Origin of the sequence: Nocardioides sp. (assembly GCF_035429765.1) — a bacterium.
Taxonomy (GTDB): domain Bacteria; phylum Actinomycetota; class Actinomycetes; order Propionibacteriales; family Nocardioidaceae; genus Nocardioides.
Genome location: NZ_DAOMFK010000040.1, coordinates 1 through 19,075 on the forward strand (window position 1 = coordinate 1; position 19,075 = coordinate 19,075).

Here is a 19,075-nt window from a genome sequence, read left to right on the forward strand (position 1 = left end):
GCGCCGGCGGCGTCGCCGTCGGCGCCCCTCCGGGTCGGGGTCACCCGCCGCGTCCGCCGGCGAGTGACCCTCAGACGGTGACGACCACCGTCGTACCCAGCGGCGCGAAGCGCCACAGGGCACGCGCGTCCGCACGCCGCTGGCGGATGCACCCGTGCGACTGCGGGGTGCCCAGCTGGTCCACGGACTGCACCGGCTGCCCGTCGGCGACCGGGATGTCGTGGAAGCCGATCGCGGCGGTCTCGCCCCGGGTGAAGCGGACGAAGAACCTCATCGTCCCGGAGTCGTCGATGCCCCAGGCCTGCCGGGAGCGGGAGTACACCTGGTAGGTGCCGGGGTCGAGGTTGTCGTAGACACTGCCGGACACCAGGTAGGTGCGCTCGACCTGACCGTCCTCGGCCACCAGCCACACCCGCTGGTCGCTCTCGCTGAAGACGACCCGGCGGCCCGAGCCGGAGCCGGGCGGCAGCGCGACGACCTCGGCCGCGGTTCCGAGGGCCTCCGACGGCACCGTGGGTGACGGGTCGGGCACCGTTCGGGACGGGTCGCCGGACATTGGTGACGGGTCGCCCGCAATTGGTGACGGGTCGTCCGCAATTTGCGACGGGTCGGCGGGGGAGTCGGCGAGGAGCACGGCGGGCTCGGCTGCCTGCGCCGGCGCCACCGACTGCCTCGCCGGGGAGGGCAGCACGCCCAGTCCGCCGAGCACCGCCACCATCGTCACCGTCGCCGAGAGCGCCGCCACGGCCATCCGGCCGTAGCGGGGTCGGGCGCGGTGCCGGGCCACCGGTCAGCCCCGGGACTCGGCGCGCGAGGCGAGCCCGATCGCCACCTCGCGGTAGGCCCGCGCCCCCTTCGAGCTGCGGGCGGTGCGCAGGATGGAGCGTCCGGCCGCGGGAGCCTCGGCGAACTTGATGGTCTTGGGGATGGGCGGTTCGACGACGTCGAGGTCGTAGGTCTCCGAGATCGTCTCCAGCACCCGGCGCGCGTGGTTGGTGCGGCCGTCGTACAGGGTGGGCAGCACCCCCCAGACCTCCAGCTCGCGGTTGGTGAAGCGGCGCACGTCGTGCACGGTGTCCAGCAGCTGACCGACCCCCCGGTGGGAGAGCGTCTCGCACTGCAGCGGGATGAGCACGCCCTGGGCGGCGGTGAGCGCCGCCACGGTGAGCACCCCCAGTGAGGGCGGGCAGTCCAGCAGGATCCAGTCGTAGGTCTCGCCCAGCTCGTCGAGCGCGACCTTGACCGCGTGCTCCCGGCCGGTGCGCGTCAGCAGGTCGGCCTCGGCGCGGGCCAGCTCGATGGTGGCGGGCAGCAGGTCGACGCCGTCCTCGGTGTGCACGATCACCTCGGCGACCGGCAGCCCCTTGGTGAGCACGTGGTGGATGGAGAGCTCGAGGTCCTCCGGGTCGATGCCGAGGGAGAACGTCAGGCAGGCCTGGGGGTCGAGGTCGACCAGGAGGACCCGGTGGCCCAGCTCGGCGAGCGCCGCCCCGAGCGACGCCACCGACGTCGTCTTGGCAACCCCGCCCTTCTGGTTGGCGATGGCGAGTGTCGTGGTCATTGCCCCCATCATGCCGGACGGGGGTGCCGGCCACGCGACGACACCTGGTTTGCTGGACACATGTCCTCCCCTGGAACCGCCCTGGTGACCGGCGCCAGCTCCGGAATCGGCCTCGAGTTCGCCCGCCAGCTGGCCGGCCGCGGGCACGACCTCGTGCTGGTCGCTCGCGACCGGGACCGCCTGACCCAGGTGGCCGCGGACCTGCGCGGCGACCACGACGTGGCGGTCGAGGTGCTCCCGGCCGATCTCGTCGACCGCGGCCAGCTGGGCACCGTGGAGCAGCGGCTCGCCGACCCGGACCGGCCGGTCGAGATGCTGGTCAACAACGCCGGCTTCGGGCTCAAGCACCGCTTCCTCGACAACGACATCGAGGTCGAGCAGGCGATGCTGGACCTGCTGGTCACCGCGGTGCTGCGGCTCTCCCACGCCGCCCTGGGCCCGATGGCCGAGCGTGGCCACGGCGGGCTGATCAACGTCTCCAGCGTGGCGGCCTTCCTGCCGCGCGGCACCTACTCGGCGGCCAAGGCCTGGGTGAACAGCTTCGGCGAGTGGGCGGCGACGGAGTACCGGCCCTCCGGGATCACCGTCACCACCCTGTGCCCCGGCTTCACCCGCACCGAGTTCCACAGCCGGATGCAGGTCGGCCGCGACTCGGCGCCGGACTTCCTGTGGCTGGACGCGGACTTCCTGGTCCGCACCGCCCTGGCCGACTTCGACAAGGGTCGCACCTTCTCCATCCCCGGGACGCAGTACAAGGTCCTCGCGCCGCTCGCCCGGGCGGTGCCCAGCAGCCTGCTCCAGCGGTTCCAGTCGATGGGCCGCAGGTAGCAGCGCTCACCAGCCCGGTGCCGGGCCGCCGAAGCTGACCTCGACCAGCGCGGGCCCCACGGCCGAGACGTCGTCGAGGAACCACTCCTCGCGCAGCAGCAGCAGCGCGGAGGCCGGCCGGAGCACCAGCCACAGCCACCGGCCCTCGGCCTCCCCCGCGAGCACCGCGCGGTCCAGCGCGGTGTCCAGGGTGCTGGTGGACACCAGCCACAGGGCCACCGGGCGGGCGCCGACCCGGACCCGCGCCGCGGGAAGTCCCTGGCCGACCTCGGCGCCGGGCTCAGGCCGAGGCAGCCCGGCGCACCGGGCACCGAGGCCGGTGCCCGGCTCCTCGGCGACCACCAGCAGGTCGACGGGGCCGTCCAGCTGGCTGGCGCCCGAGCAGCAGCCGAGCGTGGCGACCGGGTCCGCCTCGGCATGGCCGACCACGCCGAAGTCGCTGACCCGCCAGCCCGGCGGCAGGGGCCAGGGCAGGTACGTCGGGAAGCCTCCCGCCGCGTGCAGGTGCTCCACGAAGGCGTCGTACGACGGCTCGGTCGGCCGCCACAGCGGCGCCACGACGCCGTGCTCCGGACAGCCCCACCCGTCGGCGTGCTCGACCACGGGCGTGGGGCACCGCGGGCACCCGGCGGCCAGCCACATGCCCCCACGGTTCTCGGTCGCGGCCGCGGCGTCAAGGGGCGCCGGCACCTCGAGCTCGCCAGGTCCCGCGCCGGACCTCGCGGGTCTGGCAGCATCGGCCCATGCCGCTGACCCGCTCCCGCGTCGCCGTCGGCCTCGCGTTCCTCACCCAGGGGCTGGTCTTCATCAGCCTGACCACCCGGCTGCCCGCGGTGCAGCGGCACTGGGGCCTCGGTGAGCTGGGCCTCTCTCTCGTGCTGCTGCTGGTGGTGCTGCTCTCCGGCGCCGGCTCGGTCGTCGCGGAGGGTCTGGCGACACGCCACGACAGCGCCGTGCTGCTGCGTGCGGGGCTGGCCCTCGTCGCCGTGAGCGTGGTCGTGCTGGTGCTGGCTCCTGTGTTCGCCGTGTTCCTGATGGGGATGGCGGGGTACGGCGTGGGCCTGGGCATGGTGGACGCGACCACGAACATGCAGGCGGTCGCCCTCGAGCACCGCTACGACCGCCCGCTGCTGCCGTCGTTCCACGGGATGTGGACCCTGGGCGGGGTCATCGGCGCCGGGCTCGCGCTCGCCACCGCGGGGCTGCCCTTCGCGGCGACGTGCGCGGTGGCCGTCGTACCCCTCGTGGTCCTTCTCGGGCCGTTCCTGCGACGTGCCCACGGGGTGGTGCCGGCCGACGTGGTGGCGGTGCCGTGGCGGCCGATCGTGCTGGTCGGGGTGGCCCTGGTGCTCTTCTACATGGTCGACACCGCCGCCGCCACCTGGGGGCCGACGTACCTCGACGACACGTTCGGGGCGCCCTCGGCGCTGGTGGCGCTGGCCATCTTCCCCTACCTGGTGGCCAGCGGGCTGGTCCGGCTCGCGGGCGACCCGCTGGTGGCCCGGTTCGGCCCCTCGCCGGTGCTCCGGGTGGGTGCGGTGCTGGCCAGCGGCGCGCTCGCGGTGGTCGTCTTCGCCCCCACCTGGCCGGTGGCCGTGCTGGGGTTCTCCCTCCTCGGAGCCGGGGTCGCGGTGATCGCCCCGCTCAGCTTCTCCGCGGCGGCCCGGATCGCCGGCGGCACCGACCTGGACCCGGTGGCCCGCCACGCCCGGGTGGATGCGGTGATCGCGCGGTTCAACCAGTTCAACTACGTGGGGGCGCTGCTCGGCGCGGTGCTGACCGGCGTGGTGGGCGCCCAGAACCTGCGGGTGGGGTTCGCGGTGCCGATGGTGCTCATCCTGGGCATCCTGCCGCTGGCCCGGTTCTTCGTGGGGGTGCGCCACCCGCCCTCCCCCGCCGGGGTCTCCTCGGCGTAGACCGGGTGGTGGAGCGCCGGCCGGTCAGGCGGACGGCTGCGGGCCCGGCCAGTTCCGGTCGGGCTGGGGCACCGGCCGACCGGGCTGCTCGCCGCCGCGGGCCTCCAGGTAGTTCTGCTTGGGCACCATCACCTTGCGCCGGAAGATGCACACGACCTTGCCGTCCTGGTTGTAGCCGATGGTCTCGACGTACACCACGCCCCGGTCGTCCTTGGAGGTCGACTCCCACTTGTCGAGCACCGTGGTCTCCCCGTAGAGGGTGTCGCCGTGGAAGGTCGGCGCGACGTGGCGCAGCGACTCGATCTCGAGGTTGGCGATCGCCTTCCCCGAGATGTCCGGCACCGACATCCCCAGCAGCAGGGAGTAGACGTAGTTGCCGACCACGACGTTCCTGCCGAACTGCGTGGTCTCCCCTGCGTAGTGCTCGTCCAGGTGGAGCGGGTGGTGGTTCATGGTGAGCAGGCAGAACAGGTGGTCGTCGTACTCGGTCACCGTCTTGCCGGGCCAGTGCCGGTAGGTGGCGCCGACCTCGAACTCCTCGTAGCTGCGGCCGAACTGCACAACAGGCTCCTCTGCTCGACGGGGCTGACAGCCCTATCGTGCCGAACCGGCGGGTACGCCGACAGCCGGGGGCGACGTGGGGTTCCTCACCCGCGCGGGGTGGCTCAGGACTCCCCGCCACCCGCCTTGCGCCGGCGCAGCCGCGGGGTGGCGCCGCTGGCCACCTCGGCGCCGTGCGCCTTCTCCCGCACCGGTCCGGACTGCGGCACGCCTCGGTCGTTGGCCTGCTTGCGGTCCAGCGCGGCCCGCATCTTGGCCTTGACGTCCTCGCTGGCGGATTCGGCCATGGCTCCTCCTGGCTGGTGACGGGATGACTCCTCCAGCCTGCCACCCCGCTCCGGGCGCCGTCGAGCGGGTCCCGCGCCTGCGACAGGCTCGGCCGGGCGGGCTCACTCGGGCTTGGCTCGCTCGGGCGGGAGCGTGTCGGCGCGCCGCTGGCCGAACGGGTTGGGGCCGTGCCCGACGGAGAGGGCGCCGCGCAGCCCGGCCATCAGCTCGGGGGTGGCCGGCCGGCCGGTGGTGAACTCCGCCAGCCGTTCCAGCAGCCCGTCGACCTGCTCCGGGTCCCCGCCGGTCAGGGTCTCGTACTCGACCTCGACGACCCGGTCGGGACGGGTGACCCGGAGGTGGTCCTGGATCTCGCGGACCCGGGAGATGGCGGCGAGCGCCTCCTCCCGCGGGAGGCCGGTCCAGAACCCCGAGCCCACGGTGGTGGCGGGGTCGCGGGTGTTCAGCACGTACCCGACACCGGGGAACGCCAGGTCCATGAACTCGAAGAACAGCTCGGTCTCCTCGGGGGTGATCCGGTGCCAGAGCACCTCCTTGAACCCCAGCACGTCGTAGTCGCGCGCCCGGAGGTCGCCGACCACGCTCCAGGTGACGACGTCGTTGGCGGCCTGCACGAAGGGGCGCGGACGGAACGCGTGCAGCCCGTAGAACGCGGAGGTCACCTTCCGGGTCTCGTGGTGCAGGTGGATCCGGCGGAACTCACGCACCGCCTCCAGAGCATGGAAGAGCTCGAGCAGGTAGAAGTTGTTCTCACCCCGGACCAGGGTCCGGGGCATCACGTTGAGCAGGCCCTGAACGAGCGTGGAGCCGGACCGGCCGTAGGCGACCACGAAGACGTAGCGGTACGCGTCGCGGGGTCGCGGCTTCCTGCGGCCCTTGCGGAGCCCCGCGCGGAACCCGTCACGGTAGATCGCCGCCTCGTGCTCGGCCCATCTCTCCCGGCGCCTGCTCAGCGGGTTCATGACACTCTGAGCTCCTCCTCGGACGGGGACCGCTCCACCGACGGGGGCGGGACGGGCTGCCTGCGGCGCCGCCGCCGCCACTCGACGAGGCCGAGCACGGCAGCACCGAGCGTGCCCAGCGCGGCGGCCGCCAGCCCCGCCAGCAGACCCGGCGGGCGGAACGTGACGTCCAGCGTGCCGCTGGCCCCCTGGTCGAGCTCGACGGTGAGCAGCCCGGCGCGGTTCGATGTGACGGGGACCTGCTGGCCGTCGAGGACGGCGCGGTACCCGGGCCAGGCCAGCATCGAGAACACCAGGCGCCCGTCCTGGGCGGCCCCGGCGACCTCCACCTGCTGGTGGTAGGGGCTGACGGTGCGGGCACCGGCCACCTCGACGCCGTCGCTGGCCCAGGCCAGCTCGCTGCCCGGCCAGGGCAGGGGGTCGGTACGCCGCAGCACGCTGACGCCGTCCTCGCGGCTCACCGCCCAGCCGCTGTCCGGCAGCGCTCCCTGCGCCTGCCCCCTCTGCACCACCAGGGTGTCGACCTTCATGGTGTCGACCAGAGCGGGCTCCCCGGGACCGGACGGGTCCCAGAGCTGGCGGTAGCCGCACGGCCGGGTGAACCCCTCGTAGCGCATGCAGAGCCGCCGCTGGAAGGGCAGGTAGCCCATCCCGGTGTAGTTGTTCACCGCGTCCACACCGGCCACGTGGTACATGCTGCCGCCGAGCAGGTGCTGCCAGGCAGCTCTGAGCTCGGCGTCCCGGTCCGGGTTCTGCAGGTGCATCAGGTTCGCGAACTGCAGCACCCTGCCGTCCCGGTCGGCGAACCGGGCCTGCAGCGCGCTCACGTCGGTGGGGAAGTGCCAGACCCGCGAGCTGCGGTTCTCACCGAACACGTAGGCCTGGAACACCAGGACCAGACCCGTGCCCAGCACGAGCACGCCGACCAGCAGGCTCCGGCGTCCGCCGCGGTGCGCCAGCAGCAGGGCGAGCGTGAGCACCACGAGCAGGAGGGGGCCACCGAGCGCGGCCTTGGCCCAGGTGGGGTCCTGGCCCCAGGTCAGCCACCCCGTGGCGCCGACGAGGAGAGCGGTGAGGGCCAGCCTGCGCGGCCAGTGGTCCCGGCACAGCCCGGCCCCCAGCAGCAGCGCGAAGCCCACGCCCAGGGCGAGGTGGAGGTACTCCACCTGCCGGACCGGCCAGCGGAACAACCAGAGCTTCGAGGGGCCGAGGGTGAGCACCGCGTAGACCAGGGCGACAGTGACCACCCCGGAGAGCTCGCGCCCCCGGGAACGCAGCACCGACCAGCGCAGCCACGGCAGGAGGGGCACGACGAACCAGCCGGCGTACATCGCCGGCACCATCATCGACCCGGCGATGGCCCGGACGTTCGGGACGAAGCTCGGGGAGCTCAGCAGCAGGAGGTCCCCGAGCTCGGGGCGGAGCTTCCCGTTGTTGGAGAACAGCTCGCCACCGGACCGGACGGCGAGGTCGGCCGATGCGACCAGCGGGTAGTAGACCAGCGGCAGCCAGGCCGCCACGCACACCCCCAGCAGCAGGAGCGTGCGCACCCCCCGGAAACGGCGGGTGGCCAGCCCCTCGACCAGCACCCCCAGACCCACCACGACGACGCCGAGGGTGCCGTAGGGGTTGCCCTGGAGGACGGCCAGCGAGCCCACCACGAAGGCCCACCAGGGGTTGAGCCGACCGTGCAGCACGCGGCGCAAGGCCCACCAGACCCAGGGGGTGTAGGCGAACGCGATCAGCCCGGACGCCCAGGAGCCGGCGTCCCAGTAGAGCGTGTAGCCGCCCAGCGGCAGGGTGGTCGCGACCACCGCCGAGGCCCACGGGGCGGCCCCGTAGTCGCGGGCGAGGGCGTAGGTCCCGAGCGCGAGCACCACCAGCCAGGCGACCTTCACGGCGAGCACGACCACGCCGAGGTCGGGGGCGGCGCTGACCGCGAGCCAGATCGGCACGTTGAGCGGGTTGTAGATGCCGAAGAGCGCTTCGGCGGCGTAGTTGCCGCCGGCCCACGACGCCGGGTCCAGCATCGGCGGCCACTGGCCGGTGCGCACCAGCTCCCCGAGGTGGTACCAGGTCGGGGCGAACTGGGCAGCGGTGTCCCCGCGCATGTAGAAGTCGCGGTGCAGCAGGGCGGGAACGAGCGCGTAGAGCGCGGTGACCGCGGCGACGGCCGCCGGCCAGGCCCAGCGGCGTGGGCTCATGCCGCCCCTCCTCGGCCGACGGACTCGCTGCTCTCGGCGACCAGGAAGTGGGGGCGGTGCTTGGTCTCGGCGTAGATGCGGCCGACGTACTCGCCGATCACGCCGAGGAGGACCATCTGCAGGCCGCCGAACCACACCACGGCGCAGATGAGCGTGACGTAGCCGGGCACCGGGTTGCCGTGCCAGATCGCGTCTCCCAGCACCCACAGGCCGTAGAGCACCGCCACCAGCGACACCAGCGCCCCGAGGTAGATCGCGAGGCGGAGCGGCCGGGTGTTGAACGACATGATGCCGTCGACGCCGTAGTTGACCAGGTCCCGCAGCCGCCACTTGGTCTCGCCGCCCTCCCGGGAGACGTTCTCGTAGTCGACCACCGCGGTCCGGAAACCGATCCAGGCGAAGAGCCCCTTGGAGAACCGGTTGACCTCCCCCAGGCTCAGCACGGCCTCCACCGCCTCGCGGCTGAGCACCCGGAAGTCGCCGACGCCGTCCTCGAGGTCCACGTCGCTCAGCCGGTTCATCGCCCGGTAGTAGCCCCGCGACAGCCAGGTGCGGACCCGGCTGTCACCGACCCGGTTGCGGCGGGCGACGACCTGCTGGTTGCCCTCCTCGAGGAAGGGGAGCATCCGGGCCAGCAGCTCAGGCGGGTGCTGCAGGTCGGCGTCCAAGATGGCCACCGCGTCGCCGCGGCTGCGGCTGAGGCCGGCCAGCATGGCAGCCTCCTTGCCGAAGTTGCGGCTCAGCGACACGTAGCGGAACCGTGGGTCCTCCTGGCTCACCCGGCGCAGGATCTCCAGGGTCCGGTCCGCGCTGCCGTCGTCGACCAGGACCACCTCGAAGTCACGGCCGAGGTCGGTGAGCTCAGCGGTCAGCGAGGCGACCAGGCGGTCGAGCACCGGCTCCTCGTTGTAGCAGGGGACGACGACGGAGAGGTCGACCACGTCGTTGTCTCCTCCCCACTCCCTAGCGATGACCGCGGGATCGTAACCCAGCGCCGTCGGCAGCCCCGTCTCGCCGGGCTCAGGGCTGCCCGATCTGGAAGGCGACCAGCCCGGCCAGCCCTCCCGCGGCGGCCTCGGCCACCGCGGCGGGCGGCACGGTCGCCGGGTCGATCCCGGGAACCGCGACCGGCTCCAGGTCGCCCCACTCCCCCACCAGCCGCACCCCGGACCGGCTGAGCTCCCCGGTCATCCAGCCGGCCGTGGCACGGACCCAGTCCTCGACCGGCAGGCCGATCCGGGGCTCTGCGTCGCGCTGGGCCGCCATCACCTGCTTGGCCAGCACCTGCTTGCGGATCCGGCTGCCCTGCGGGAACGGCAGCCCCCGCTCGGCGAGCAGCTCGTTCATCCGGCGCAGCGCCAGCGTCGAGGCGGCCCCGATCGACTCGTTGCCCTGGGTGGGCGGCACCAGACCCTCGACGGGGAAGCCGGCGGCCTCGCCGAACCGCGCGGTGAGCGTGTTCCGGTCGGCCCCCGGAGGCGGCACGGTGACCAGGGTGCACGCGTCGGCCACCTCGGCCCAGGCGGCGCACACGCGGGCGGCGTGCTGCTGGCGCCAGAACGTGCGCCCGGCCTCGGTCAACGGGCCGTCGGCGGAGTCCGGCCGGACGGCCCGGACGCCGGCGACGTACTCCTCCCACGTCCACCATCGGCCGTTCTGGATCGTCTCCTGCCAGAGCGCGACGATGCTCCGGTTGAGGTCGCGGACGCTCACCACCACCTCGACGCGGGCCGGGCGCAGCGACCGGACCACCCGCTGCAGCGCCCTCGGCTTTGCCGGACCGAGGAACTCCATCGACACCACGGCGTCGCCGGGCCACGCGGCGATCTCGCGGGTCAGCCGGGACCACGCGCCGCTGCCCTCCTGGGGCCTCAGGACGTCCTTGACCGCGTCGACCTGCTCGCCCCAGTGCTCGCCCGGGACGAGGACACCGCGGTCGGCCAGACGCTGGCGGTTGGCGTAGAGCAGCCCCTGGATGAAGGTGGTGCCGGACTTCATCAACCCCACGTGCAGCGTCACCCTGGCGGCCATGCCGTCACCCTATCCGGGGGGTCGGGAGTCAGCGCAGGGCGTAGTCCTGCAGCAGCCGGCGACCGATGATCATCCGCTGGATGTCGGCGGTGCCCTCGCCGATCAGCAGCATCGGGGCCTCGCGGTAGAGCCGCTCGATCTCGTACTCCTTGGAGAAGCCGTAGCCACCGTGGATGCGGAAGGAGTCCTCGACCACCTGGGAGCAGTACTCCGCGGCGAGGTACTTCGCCATGCCCGCCTCGAGGTCGTTGCGGGCGCCGGAGTCCTTGAGCCTGGCGGCGCGCACCATCATCAGGTGCGCGGCCTCGATCTTGGTCGCCATCTCGGCCAGCCGGAACGAGACGGCCTGGTGCTCGGCGATCTTCTTGCCGAAGGTCTCCCGCTGCTGCGCGTAGGCGACGCCGAGCTCGAAGGCGCGCAGCGACACCCCTACGGCGCGGGCGGCCACGTTGACGCGGCCCACCTCGACGCCGTCCATCATCTGGTAGAAGCCCTTGCCCGGCACCCCGCCGAGCACCTGGTCCGCGGAGATCTGGTAGCCGTTGAACACCATCTCGGTGGTGTCGACGCCCTTGTACCCCATCTTCTCGATCTTGCCGGGGACGATGAGCCCCGGCTCCACCTCGCCGAACCCGGGGGTCTTGTCGACCAGGAAGGTGGTCATGTTGCGGTAGACCGAGTCCTGTCCCTCGTCGGTCTTGACCAAGACGGCCACCAGCGTGCTGGACCCGCCGTTGGTCAGCCACATCTTCTGGCCGTTGATGACGTAGCCGCCGTCCGCCTGCTTGACGGCCTTGCTGGTGATCGCGCTCACGTCCGAGCCGCAGCCGGGCTCCGACATCGAGAACGCGCCACGCACCTCCCCGGTCGCCATCCGGGGCAGGTAGTACTGCTTCTGGGCCTCCGTGCCGTGGTGCATCAGCATCCAGGCCACGATGAAGTGGGTGTTGATGATGCCGCTCACGCTCATCCAGCCGCGGGCGATCTCCTCCACGACCAGGGCGTAGGTGAGCAGGGACTCCTCGAGCCCGCCGTACTCCTCGGGGATCATCAGCCCGAAGATGCCCAGCTCCTTGAGACCCTCGACGATGTCGGCGGGGTACTCGTCGCGGCGCTCCAGGTCGCCGGCCACCGGCAGGATCTTCTCGTCGACGAACTGCCGAACGGTCTTGATGATCTCTTCCTGGACGTCGGTGAGGCCATCGGTGTGGCAGAGGCGACCCATGGTGAACGACCCTTTCGGTCCGGGTGGGGAGACGCCCTGAGTCTAGGCGATCGGCGCGGCGGCCCCGGCATGAGAAGCGTCACTCAGACGCGGCCGCGGAACCGCTCCGGGATGCCCACCAGCGGACGGCGTTCCATGGCCTGCATCTGCCCGGCACCCACGGCCCGGTACGACCCGTCGGGCCGGTTCTCCACCACCTGCTTGAGCATCCGCGGGCGGGCCACGAACGGCTCGAGCGTGGTCGAGCGGCCCTGCTCGGCGATGTGGTCCATCAGGGTCATCATCTCGTGACCACCCAGCCGCCAGGACGTGGTGGCGGCCCGCCCGTCGGTCTCCACCATCCGTCGTCGGTGCTCCCCCTGCTCGAACAGCAGCCCCCGGTCGGCGAACTTGAGGTGGAACATGACCAGCTCGGGGTCGACGGTGTAGGGAGCCATGATGCCGTGCGAGGCCCAGCGCCAGCGGGCGGGGACCCGCTTGAGCGCCGGCTTGCACATCAGCGGCAGGAACTTGGCGGCCGCGCGCTGGTCGAGGACCGGCCGACCGGGGTCCAGCGGCCCCTCCTCGCCGAGCTGGACCACGTTGAGCCCGACGGCGCCCACCACGTCCTTGCGACGACGGGCGGCGAAGTGCCGAAGCGAGGCGAACCGGTCCGGGTCGGCGACCAGGAACTCGTCGGCGTCGGTGAAGATCACCGCGTCGTAGGCGTTCAGCAGCATCGCGGCCAGGTCGCTGAGGATCCCCATCCGCGAGGCCTCGAACTCGCGGGTGATGGGCGGAAGCCGGATCACCGGGCACGGAAGGTGGTCGGTGGATCCGTCCTCGCTGTTGTCGTCGACGACCACCAGGTGGTCGGCCCCCAGCTCCCGGGAGTAGTGCGCGACCCATCGCGGGAGCATCGTGCCCTCGTCACGGACCATGGTGATCGCGGCGACGGTGGGCAGCTGGTCGGACCTCATGTCTCCTCCGTGGGCTCGGCACGCTGCCGCGGAGGACGCCGGGGACGGGCCCGCTGCTCGGCGTCGGCCCACCTGCGTACCGCGACCTCGAGCGCGGCCAGCGCGGCGTCCAGGCGCTGGTCGGGGCTGATGTCGTCGGTGTGGACGCCGGGCACCGGCTGCGGCACCAGCTCGGCGAGGTCTCCGACGACCCGCAGCCCGAGGCGACGCAGCTGCTCGACCTCCTGGGCGCCCCGCGACCGCACCCATTCCGCGTCGAGGCCCAGCACAGGCTCGGTGCGCTGCCGGTCGGCCAGGCTCTGCTTGGCGAGGGCGTGCTTGGCCAGCCGGTCGTAGAGGTCGCGGGGCAGCGGCTGCGCGCTGAGCCGCTCGTTGAGGTCGCGCATCACCATGGCCGAAGCGGCCCCGATCGAGGGGTTGCGCAGCACGTCGAGCGTGTAGTCCCCGGGCGCCAGGCCGGCCACCTGGGCGAACCTGTCCCACAGCAGGGAGGAGGGGGCGCCCCGCCGCGGGACGGTGACCAGCGTGAAGTGGTCGTTGCCGACCTGGTCGCGCCACCGTTCGGCCATCGCGGCCAGCCCCTGGTGCCGCCAGAACCACCGGCCGGGCCCGGGCTGCCGGGCCTCCCGGCGGACGGCGTCGAGGAACTCCGGCCAGGTGCTGGTGGCGGCGTTCTGGACCGACTCCTGCCACATGGCCGGGATGCTGCGGGCCAGGTCGCGGGCGGTGAGGACGACCTGCAGCTCGGTGTCCGGGAAGGACCGCATGAGCTGCTGGATCTTCTCCGGGCCGCGGGGGCCGAGGAACTCCATCGAGATGACGGCCTCACCGTCCCAGTCGTTGACCTCGGCGCAGATCGTGTGCCAGGGCCCGTCGGCCGCCATCGGCTCCTGCCGCGCGCCGCCACGCTCGATCAGGTCGTAGACCGCGCTCACCTGCTGCCGCCAGCGGCGGCCCGGGAACAGCCAGCCGGCCGCCTCCAGCGTCTCCTTGTTCTCCTTGAGCACGTTCTGGATGAAGCTCGTGCCGGACTTCATCGCGCCGATGTGCAGGACCAGGCGTGTGGCCACTACTCCCCTCCGTCCCGGGTGCCGCCCGCGTCTGTGCCGCCGAGCACGTGCTGGGCCAGCCGCCCCACCACCTGCTCGAGGTCGGCGAGGTCGGCGAGCGAACGGTCGGTGAGGCGCCGCTGCTCGGCGACGTCCTGTGCCAGGACCTCCACGCGGGCCGCCAGCTCGCGCTGCTGGTGGACCAGGCTGACGTCGCCCCACCCGGGCAGGCTCGGCCTCACATGGACTCCAGGCGGTAGGCCGCCACGGCGCGACGGAGCAGCTCGGGGTCCCGCGAGAGACCGGGCAGCAGCAGCTCCTCGACCACGTCGGTCACCGCGGCGAGCCGCTGCTCGAGCTGGCGGGCCGACGCCAGCTGCTCCTCGAGCTCGGCCACCCGCTCTGCCAGTGTGTCGGTGGCCTCCTGCGCCCGGCGGGCGTAGGTCCCCAGGACCAGGTTCTTGGTGACTGTGCGCGCCCGGGAGCGCCGGTCGGCCGGGAGGGCCTGCTCCCGGTGCGCGCGCCGGCTGCTGCGCAGCTCCAGCAGTAGCGCCCAGATCGCCTGGACGGCCACGTCGAGCAGCTCCGAGGCGGGCACCTCCCCGGGCGTCCGGGCGAAGGGGCGCCGGGGCGCGAGGTCCTCCGGCGACCCGTGCCAGGTCACGCCCGAGGAGGCGAGGTAGGCCAGCGACTCGGCGGCGCGGGCCTGGGCGGCGGCGTACTGCTCGTCGGTGAGGCCGATCGGCTCCTGGTCCAGCGGCGCCAGGATCTGGTGCGCCAGGGTGTCGCGCAGCCAGACCGACTGCTCGCGGCTGCCGGTCACCGGGTCGCCCACCAGCTCGTTGACCCGGCGGAGCACCTCGGCCGGGCCGGCGCCCAACGAGGTGTTGGCGGGCTGCGCGGCCGTCCGCACCTCGATCCCGCCGATCCCGCAGGCGTCGGCGAACCGGCGCCACAGCTCCTCCGGGCGCCCCCCGGGCGGCATGGTCACCACGTGCAGCCGGTCGACGGGCAGGTCCCCTCGCCACCGGCGGACCACCCCGGCGGGGTCCAGCGTCCGCCAGCCCCACTCCGACCGCACCTCGGTGTCCGGCGGCGGGGTCCACCCCTCCAGCGGCGTGACCAGCGCGAACTTGAGCCGCTCCTGCCACGCCGAGGGGAGCGCCCGCGCGAAGTCTCGGGCGGTGACGACCACGTGCACCTCGGCCGGCGCGAGGTCCGCGACCGCCCGCGCCGCCTGCTCCGGGGTCGCGCCGGCCAGCAGCTCGTAGCTCACCACTGCGGACTCACCGCTCCACTCGTGAGCCTGGGCGACCACGCGGGACCACGCCTCGCGCGCGCGGGAGGGCAGCCGTTCCAGCCGCGGGTCCTCGCGGACCACCATGCCCGCGTGGACCAGGTCCAGGTGCGACTCCCCGAGGACGGCCACCCCGGCCGCGGCGAGCCGGTCGCGGTTCGCGGCCATGACCCCCTGCAGGTAGGTGGTGCCCGACTTGGGGGTGCCGACGTGGAGGTAGACCCGACGCGTCATCCGTCCCCCCCGGTCCGCTTCCTGGTCATCGCCACTCGAGCACGATACGCCAGCGCACCGCGTCGGGCAGGTCCGGCACCCGGGCCCGCTCCCGCTGCACCAGCCGGCCGCCGGCGGCCTCCCATCCCGACTGCATCTCCTGCCAGCTGAGCGGGAACCGGCGCCCGCCCCGGCCGTGGAAGCGGGGCCACGGAGGTCCCGGCTCGCCCGGCTCGGTCTCGTCGAACTGGGCAAGCAGCCGTCCGCCCCCGCGCAGCACCATCGAGACCAGCCGCCAGGTGTTCTCCCTGCTCGGGGGCGGCAGCGCGTCGAAGAGGTGCCGGGCCCAGACGGTCCGCGGTGTCCGGGAGTCGCGGCACACGACGGTGGCGAACGTCAGAGCGTCCCGGAGGTCGTGGAGGTTGACCCGGTGCCAGGAGACGACCAGCCCGCTGCCGCGGTGCTCCTCCCGCAGGTCCCAGATCAGCTCGCGGGCGAAGTCGACGCAGAACACCCGGCGACCGGCCCGGCCCAGGGCCAGGGCATCCTCGGCCCGACCGCAGCCCAGGTCGACGATCGGACCGACCGGCAGCACCCGCTCGGTGGCCCAGTCGGCGAAGTCGGAGCCGTCCCCGTCCCCGGCCCGCCAGTTGTGGTGCCAGTAGCTCTCCCAGTCCCGCCGCTGGCGCATCAGGTTGCCGAACCAGTCCGCGAACCGCAGCTGCACGTCGGGGCCGGGCTCGTGCCGGAACCCGGGGTCGGGCTTCTGCCAGCCGGGGCCGTACGACGCAGCGAGGAGCCGGGCGGGGTCCGCGGGCGCGGGCAGCAGCTGCCCCTCCAGCGGCAGCTGGCGCAGCGGCAGGATCGCGGCCCGGTCCACCTCCGGGGTGCGCAGGGTGGCGGTGGCCAGGAACCGTCCCTCCAGGAAGAAGCAGGTGTAGACGTCGATGCTCGCCGGCGCGCCGTCCTTGGCCTCGAAGACGACGGTGAGGAAGGAGCCCGTCTTGGGGACGACCGTCAGCCCGGCCCGGAACAGTGCGCGGGCGATCCCGAACATCTCCCGGGTCATCTCCGCGGGCGTCTCCTTGTCGCTGAGGTAGGCCAGGTCGACGTCAGAGTCGTGGGCGATGATGTGGCCGGAGCGCACGGCCCCCAGCAGCGTGCCGAAGGCCATCCACAGCTCCAGCCCGCACTCACGCCGCACGATGTCCACGATCTCCGCGGCCATCATCGCCATGTTCTCGGGGACGCTCTTGTCGCGATCGGCGAAGGCCCGCTGGGTCAGGCCCCACTTGTCGACCGTGACGGGGATGCCGTAGTCGTCGACGAAGGAGAGGCGCTCCTGGCTCGACCCGAACCTGACCTCCCCCAGCCGCAGCACGGTGCCGGCAGAGGTGAGCTGCACCTCCGAGACGCCCTCGAGGTACTTCAGCATGGCGTTGGGCCACGGCACGGTGGCTCCGGCCGGCGGCACGTCCTCGGGTGCCTCGAACCGCCAGATCTCACGCCCGTCGAAGACCGCGGTCCAGGTGCCCCGCGCGCCGGCCGGGACCTGGACGCCGTCCTCGGTGACCGACCACCCGGTCACGGGAGGGTGACGCCTGCGACGGGGATGGTCACGTGGTCGGTGCTCCACGACTTCAGCGGGGACTGGTACATCGCGAACGAGTCCACCGTGACGTCCTCGGAGAGGAAGAGCCAGTCCACGCGCATCCGCGCGGTGGGGGGCTTGCACCCGGAGGGCCCGGCGCTGCCGCCGAGGGGTGAGATGAGGTCGGTCTGTCCCACCACCTTGCAGAACACGGTGGTCTTCTCGTTCATGTCCCCCAGGAGGAACACCGGCAGTCCGGTGGCCCTGAGCTCCAGGATCTTGGCGATCTCGCGGCTGACCGCCACGTTGCGCTGGCCCTGCAGCTCGGCGGGAGCGTTGTGGACGTTGAGGACCCAGATCTCACGGCCCGTGGCGAGGTGGCGCAGCCGCACGACCGGCTGCGGCCGCTGCCCGGTGATGAACGGGATCGAGATGGTCTGCTTGTCGGTGGCCTGCCAGACACTCTTGTCCCACAGCAGGGACTGCGGTCCGCCTCCGGGGACCTTGTCCGCGGGCCACGCGGCGTACCGGTCCCCGGTCGCCCGCATGATGGCCTTGAGCTGCGCAGCCTGCACCTCCTGCAGGCCGACGATGTCCGGCCCACCCATCCGGGTCAGCACGTCGGCCATCCACTCGGCACGGATCCGGGACGGTGCGAACTCGTCATCGTGCTCGTATGGAGCGGTGTGCACGTCGCCCAGCACGTTGTACGACGCGATGCGCAGGGTCACCGGCTCCTCCGCCCGGGCGCCCGGGGCCGAGGAGCCGCCCGCCACCAGCAGCCCGAGGGCTGCCGCCGCGCACACCGCACCGACCCGACGCTTCCAGACCGCCCGGCTGCTCATGGCCACACCTGTCCGACCGGCAGGTCCGCGTCCGCCCGGGTGTCGTCGCCGACCGCGCCGGTCTCGTTGTTCCCCCAGCACCGCGAGGCACCGGACATCCGCAGCCCGCACTGGTGCATCCACCCGGCGGTCAGGCTCTGGTAGCTGCCGTCGAGCTGCACCGGCGCCGGCGCGTCCTGACGGACCTCGTCCCCGAGCGCCCCGTAGTCGTCGCTGCCCCAGCACCACCGTGCTCCGGCAGGCTCCAGGGCGCAGGTGAACCCCTCACCCGCCGCCACCTGCCGCACCGGCGGCAGGCCGGGGACCTTCACAGGGACCGAGGACGGCGCGCGGGTGCCGTCGCCCAGCTGGCGCTCGTCGTCGCGTCCCCAGCACCACGCGGCCCCGGCGAGGTCGACCGCACAGGTGTGCGACCACGAGGTCGACACCGAGGCCCAGTCCGAGCGGGTACCCACCCGGGTGGGCGTCGTCCGGTCGCTCGTGGTCCCGTCCCCGAGCTGCCCGAACGTGTTGCGTCCCCAGCACCACAGGGACCCGTCGGACTTCGTGGCGCACGCGTGCCAGCCCATCACCGACACCGAGGTCCAGCCGGTCCCGGGGAGCTGCGCCGGCCGCCAGCGGCGGGTGTGGGTGCCGATGCCGACCTGGCCGTGCTTGTTGTCCCCCCAGCACCACAGGGTCTGGTTCGCTCGCAGTGCGCAGGTGGTGAACCAGCCGGCGTCGACCGAGCGCCAGGTGCGCGCCGTGCCGACCTGCACGGGGCGGGGGCTCAGCGTCCTGGTGCCGTTGCCGAGCTGGCCCTTGTTGTTGAGCCCCCAGCAGAAGAGGCCTCCGCTGGTGCGCACGGCACAGGTGGAGGCGCCGCCGGCGCTCACCGCGGCCCAGTCGGAGGCAGCGCCGACCTGGGTCGGGACGGTGCGGCCGGCCCCGCGCAGCCCGATCCCCAGCTGGCCCCAGGTGTTGGCGCCCCAGCACCAGGCCGTGCCGTCGTACTGGATGCCGCAGGAGTGCTCGCCACCGGCACTCAGGCTCCGCAAGGACTGGTCCAGGACCTTCACGGTCATGCTGCCCGCGGCGGGGGTCGCGAAGACCGGTGCCCTGCCGTTGCGCACGGTGTAGCCCACCGTCCAGGTGCCGGGCGCGGTCGGAGTCCCGGAGAGGGTGCCGTCGGCGCCGAGGGACAGCCCCGGTGGGAGAGGGGTGAGCGCCTGGTACACGACGTGCGTGCGCTGGCGGGGTGCGATCAGGGCCGGCACCTGCTGCGACATCCGCACTCCCACGGTGCCGGGCAGGGGGACCCAGCCGTGCACCGGGCGGGCCCACCGGGCGGTCCTGGCCCAGACCCGCTGTGCCACCCGCTCGAGGGCGGGCGTGCCTGCCCCCGCAGCGTAGCTCCGGTGGACCGCCGCCGCCGCGGCAAACGGGCTGTCGCTCACCTGGCAGACCAGGTCGTCGCGGGAGCACACGCTCCACACCGGAACGGCCCAGCCGTCGGCGGGGACGTCGGGCACCGGCGCCAGCCGCAGCCCGTGGACCCCCAGCGCT

19 protein-coding genes are annotated in these 19,075 nt (G+C 73.1%); 2 read left to right on the top strand and 17 right to left on the bottom strand.

Annotated features, from left to right (window positions below; translation table 11 throughout):
* Nucleotides 1-70: 70 nt before the first annotated feature.
* Both PLP61_RS06165 and PLP61_RS06170 read right to left on the bottom strand, forming a co-directional pair.
* Nucleotides 71-787, bottom strand: a complete 717-nt coding sequence (locus tag PLP61_RS06165; protein ID WP_324501408.1) for a L,D-transpeptidase — start codon at nucleotides 785-787, stop codon at nucleotides 71-73.
* Nucleotides 788-790: 3 nt separating this feature from the next.
* The gene (locus PLP61_RS06170; protein ID WP_324501410.1) at nucleotides 791-1,561 is read right to left on the bottom strand and encodes a ParA family protein; all 771 of its coding nucleotides are present in this window, start codon (nucleotides 1,559-1,561) and stop codon (nucleotides 791-793) included.
* Nucleotides 1,562-1,621: 60 nt separating this feature from the next.
* On the opposite strand from PLP61_RS06170, the gene PLP61_RS06175 reads away from it, so the two are divergent.
* Entirely contained in the window at nucleotides 1,622-2,389 is a 768-nt protein-coding gene (locus PLP61_RS06175) for an SDR family NAD(P)-dependent oxidoreductase (protein ID WP_324501412.1), read from the top strand.
* Nucleotides 2,390-2,395: 6 nt separating this feature from the next.
* Here PLP61_RS06175 and PLP61_RS06180 read toward each other — a convergent pair whose 3' ends face one another.
* Nucleotides 2,396-3,079 (bottom strand): DUF6758 family protein, encoded by a 684-nt coding sequence (locus PLP61_RS06180; protein WP_324501414.1) that lies wholly within the window; start codon nucleotides 3,077-3,079, stop codon nucleotides 2,396-2,398.
* Nucleotides 3,080-3,132: 53 nt separating this feature from the next.
* Between PLP61_RS06180 and PLP61_RS06185 the strand changes: the two genes are divergently transcribed.
* The gene (locus tag PLP61_RS06185; protein ID WP_324501416.1) at nucleotides 3,133-4,305 is read left to right on the top strand and encodes an MFS transporter; all 1,173 of its coding nucleotides are present in this window, start codon (nucleotides 3,133-3,135) and stop codon (nucleotides 4,303-4,305) included.
* 24 nt (nucleotides 4,306-4,329) lie between these two features.
* Here the strand turns inward: PLP61_RS06185 and PLP61_RS06190 are convergent, their stop codons facing one another.
* The 14 genes from PLP61_RS06190 to PLP61_RS06255 form a co-directional block, all read right to left on the bottom strand.
* A complete protein-coding gene (locus tag PLP61_RS06190; RefSeq protein WP_324501418.1) occupies nucleotides 4,330-4,866 on the bottom strand; it encodes a MaoC family dehydratase in 537 nt (178 codons plus the stop codon).
* 104 nt (nucleotides 4,867-4,970) lie between these two features.
* A complete protein-coding gene (locus PLP61_RS06195) occupies nucleotides 4,971-5,153 on the bottom strand; it encodes a DUF5302 family protein (protein WP_324501420.1) in 183 nt (60 codons plus the stop codon).
* 102 nt (nucleotides 5,154-5,255) lie between these two features.
* Nucleotides 5,256-6,116, bottom strand: coding sequence for a sulfotransferase (locus tag PLP61_RS06200; protein ID WP_324501422.1), 861 nt, complete (start codon nucleotides 6,114-6,116; stop codon nucleotides 5,256-5,258).
* Nucleotides 6,113-8,320: a putative glycosyltransferase family protein gene (locus PLP61_RS06205; RefSeq protein ID WP_324501424.1), complete on the bottom strand. Its 2,208-nt coding sequence runs from the start codon at nucleotides 8,318-8,320 to the stop codon at nucleotides 6,113-6,115. The genes PLP61_RS06200 and PLP61_RS06205 overlap by 4 nt, the downstream gene beginning before the upstream one ends.
* The gene (locus tag PLP61_RS06210; protein WP_324501426.1) at nucleotides 8,317-9,261 is read right to left on the bottom strand and encodes a glycosyltransferase family 2 protein; all 945 of its coding nucleotides are present in this window, start codon (nucleotides 9,259-9,261) and stop codon (nucleotides 8,317-8,319) included. The genes PLP61_RS06205 and PLP61_RS06210 overlap by 4 nt, the downstream gene beginning before the upstream one ends.
* Before the next feature lie 79 nt (nucleotides 9,262-9,340).
* Nucleotides 9,341-10,351: a hypothetical protein gene (locus PLP61_RS06215; RefSeq protein WP_324501428.1), complete on the bottom strand. Its 1,011-nt coding sequence runs from the start codon at nucleotides 10,349-10,351 to the stop codon at nucleotides 9,341-9,343.
* 28 nt (nucleotides 10,352-10,379) lie between these two features.
* Nucleotides 10,380-11,576, bottom strand: a complete 1,197-nt coding sequence (locus tag PLP61_RS06220) for an acyl-CoA dehydrogenase family protein (RefSeq protein ID WP_324501430.1) — start codon at nucleotides 11,574-11,576, stop codon at nucleotides 10,380-10,382.
* 83 nt (nucleotides 11,577-11,659) lie between these two features.
* The gene (locus PLP61_RS06225) at nucleotides 11,660-12,535 is read right to left on the bottom strand and encodes a glycosyltransferase family 2 protein (protein ID WP_324501432.1); all 876 of its coding nucleotides are present in this window, start codon (nucleotides 12,533-12,535) and stop codon (nucleotides 11,660-11,662) included.
* Entirely contained in the window at nucleotides 12,532-13,605 is a 1,074-nt protein-coding gene (locus tag PLP61_RS06230; protein ID WP_324501434.1) for a hypothetical protein, read from the bottom strand. The genes PLP61_RS06225 and PLP61_RS06230 overlap by 4 nt, the downstream gene beginning before the upstream one ends.
* Nucleotides 13,605-13,826: a hypothetical protein gene (locus tag PLP61_RS06235; RefSeq protein WP_324501436.1), complete on the bottom strand. Its 222-nt coding sequence runs from the start codon at nucleotides 13,824-13,826 to the stop codon at nucleotides 13,605-13,607. The genes PLP61_RS06230 and PLP61_RS06235 overlap by 1 nt, the downstream gene beginning before the upstream one ends.
* A complete protein-coding gene (locus PLP61_RS06240) occupies nucleotides 13,823-15,115 on the bottom strand; it encodes a DUF6752 domain-containing protein (RefSeq protein WP_324501437.1) in 1,293 nt (430 codons plus the stop codon). Before PLP61_RS06240 ends, PLP61_RS06235 begins: the two co-directional genes overlap by 4 nt.
* 25 nt (nucleotides 15,116-15,140) lie before the next feature.
* Nucleotides 15,141-16,682, bottom strand: coding sequence for a class I SAM-dependent methyltransferase (locus PLP61_RS06245; RefSeq protein WP_324501439.1), 1,542 nt, complete (start codon nucleotides 16,680-16,682; stop codon nucleotides 15,141-15,143).
* Nucleotides 16,679-17,530 (bottom strand): endonuclease/exonuclease/phosphatase family protein, encoded by an 852-nt coding sequence (locus tag PLP61_RS06250; protein WP_324501441.1) that lies wholly within the window; start codon nucleotides 17,528-17,530, stop codon nucleotides 16,679-16,681. Before PLP61_RS06250 ends, PLP61_RS06245 begins: the two co-directional genes overlap by 4 nt.
* The coding region (locus PLP61_RS06255) for an RCC1 domain-containing protein (RefSeq protein ID WP_324501443.1) at nucleotides 17,527-19,075 on the bottom strand (1,549 nt) is incomplete at its 5' end. The genes PLP61_RS06250 and PLP61_RS06255, both read right to left, overlap by 4 nt.

Excerpts from the sequence above, each read along its gene's own strand:
- PLP61_RS06170 (WP_324501410.1), bottom strand. The coding sequence starts at position 1,561 with ATGACCACGACACTCGCCATCGCCAACCAGAAGGGCGGGGTTGCCAAG.
- PLP61_RS06175 (WP_324501412.1), top strand. The coding sequence starts at position 1,622 with ATGTCCTCCCCTGGAACCGCCCTGGTGACCGGCGCCAGCTCCGGAATC.
- PLP61_RS06185 (WP_324501416.1), top strand. The coding sequence starts at position 3,133 with ATGCCGCTGACCCGCTCCCGCGTCGCCGTCGGCCTCGCGTTCCTCACC.
- PLP61_RS06195 (WP_324501420.1), bottom strand. The coding sequence starts at position 5,153 with ATGGCCGAATCCGCCAGCGAGGACGTCAAGGCCAAGATGCGGGCCGCG.
- PLP61_RS06200 (WP_324501422.1), bottom strand. The coding sequence starts at position 6,116 with ATGAACCCGCTGAGCAGGCGCCGGGAGAGATGGGCCGAGCACGAGGCG.
- PLP61_RS06205 (WP_324501424.1), bottom strand. The coding sequence starts at position 8,320 with ATGAGCCCACGCCGCTGGGCCTGGCCGGCGGCCGTCGCCGCGGTCACC.
- PLP61_RS06215 (WP_324501428.1), bottom strand. The coding sequence starts at position 10,351 with ATGGCCGCCAGGGTGACGCTGCACGTGGGGTTGATGAAGTCCGGCACC.
- PLP61_RS06220 (WP_324501430.1), bottom strand. The coding sequence starts at position 11,576 with ATGGGTCGCCTCTGCCACACCGATGGCCTCACCGACGTCCAGGAAGAG.
- PLP61_RS06225 (WP_324501432.1), bottom strand. The coding sequence starts at position 12,535 with ATGAGGTCCGACCAGCTGCCCACCGTCGCCGCGATCACCATGGTCCGT.
- PLP61_RS06240 (WP_324501437.1), bottom strand. The coding sequence starts at position 15,115 with ATGACGCGTCGGGTCTACCTCCACGTCGGCACCCCCAAGTCGGGCACC.
- PLP61_RS06250 (WP_324501441.1), bottom strand. The coding sequence starts at position 17,530 with ATGAGCAGCCGGGCGGTCTGGAAGCGTCGGGTCGGTGCGGTGTGCGCG.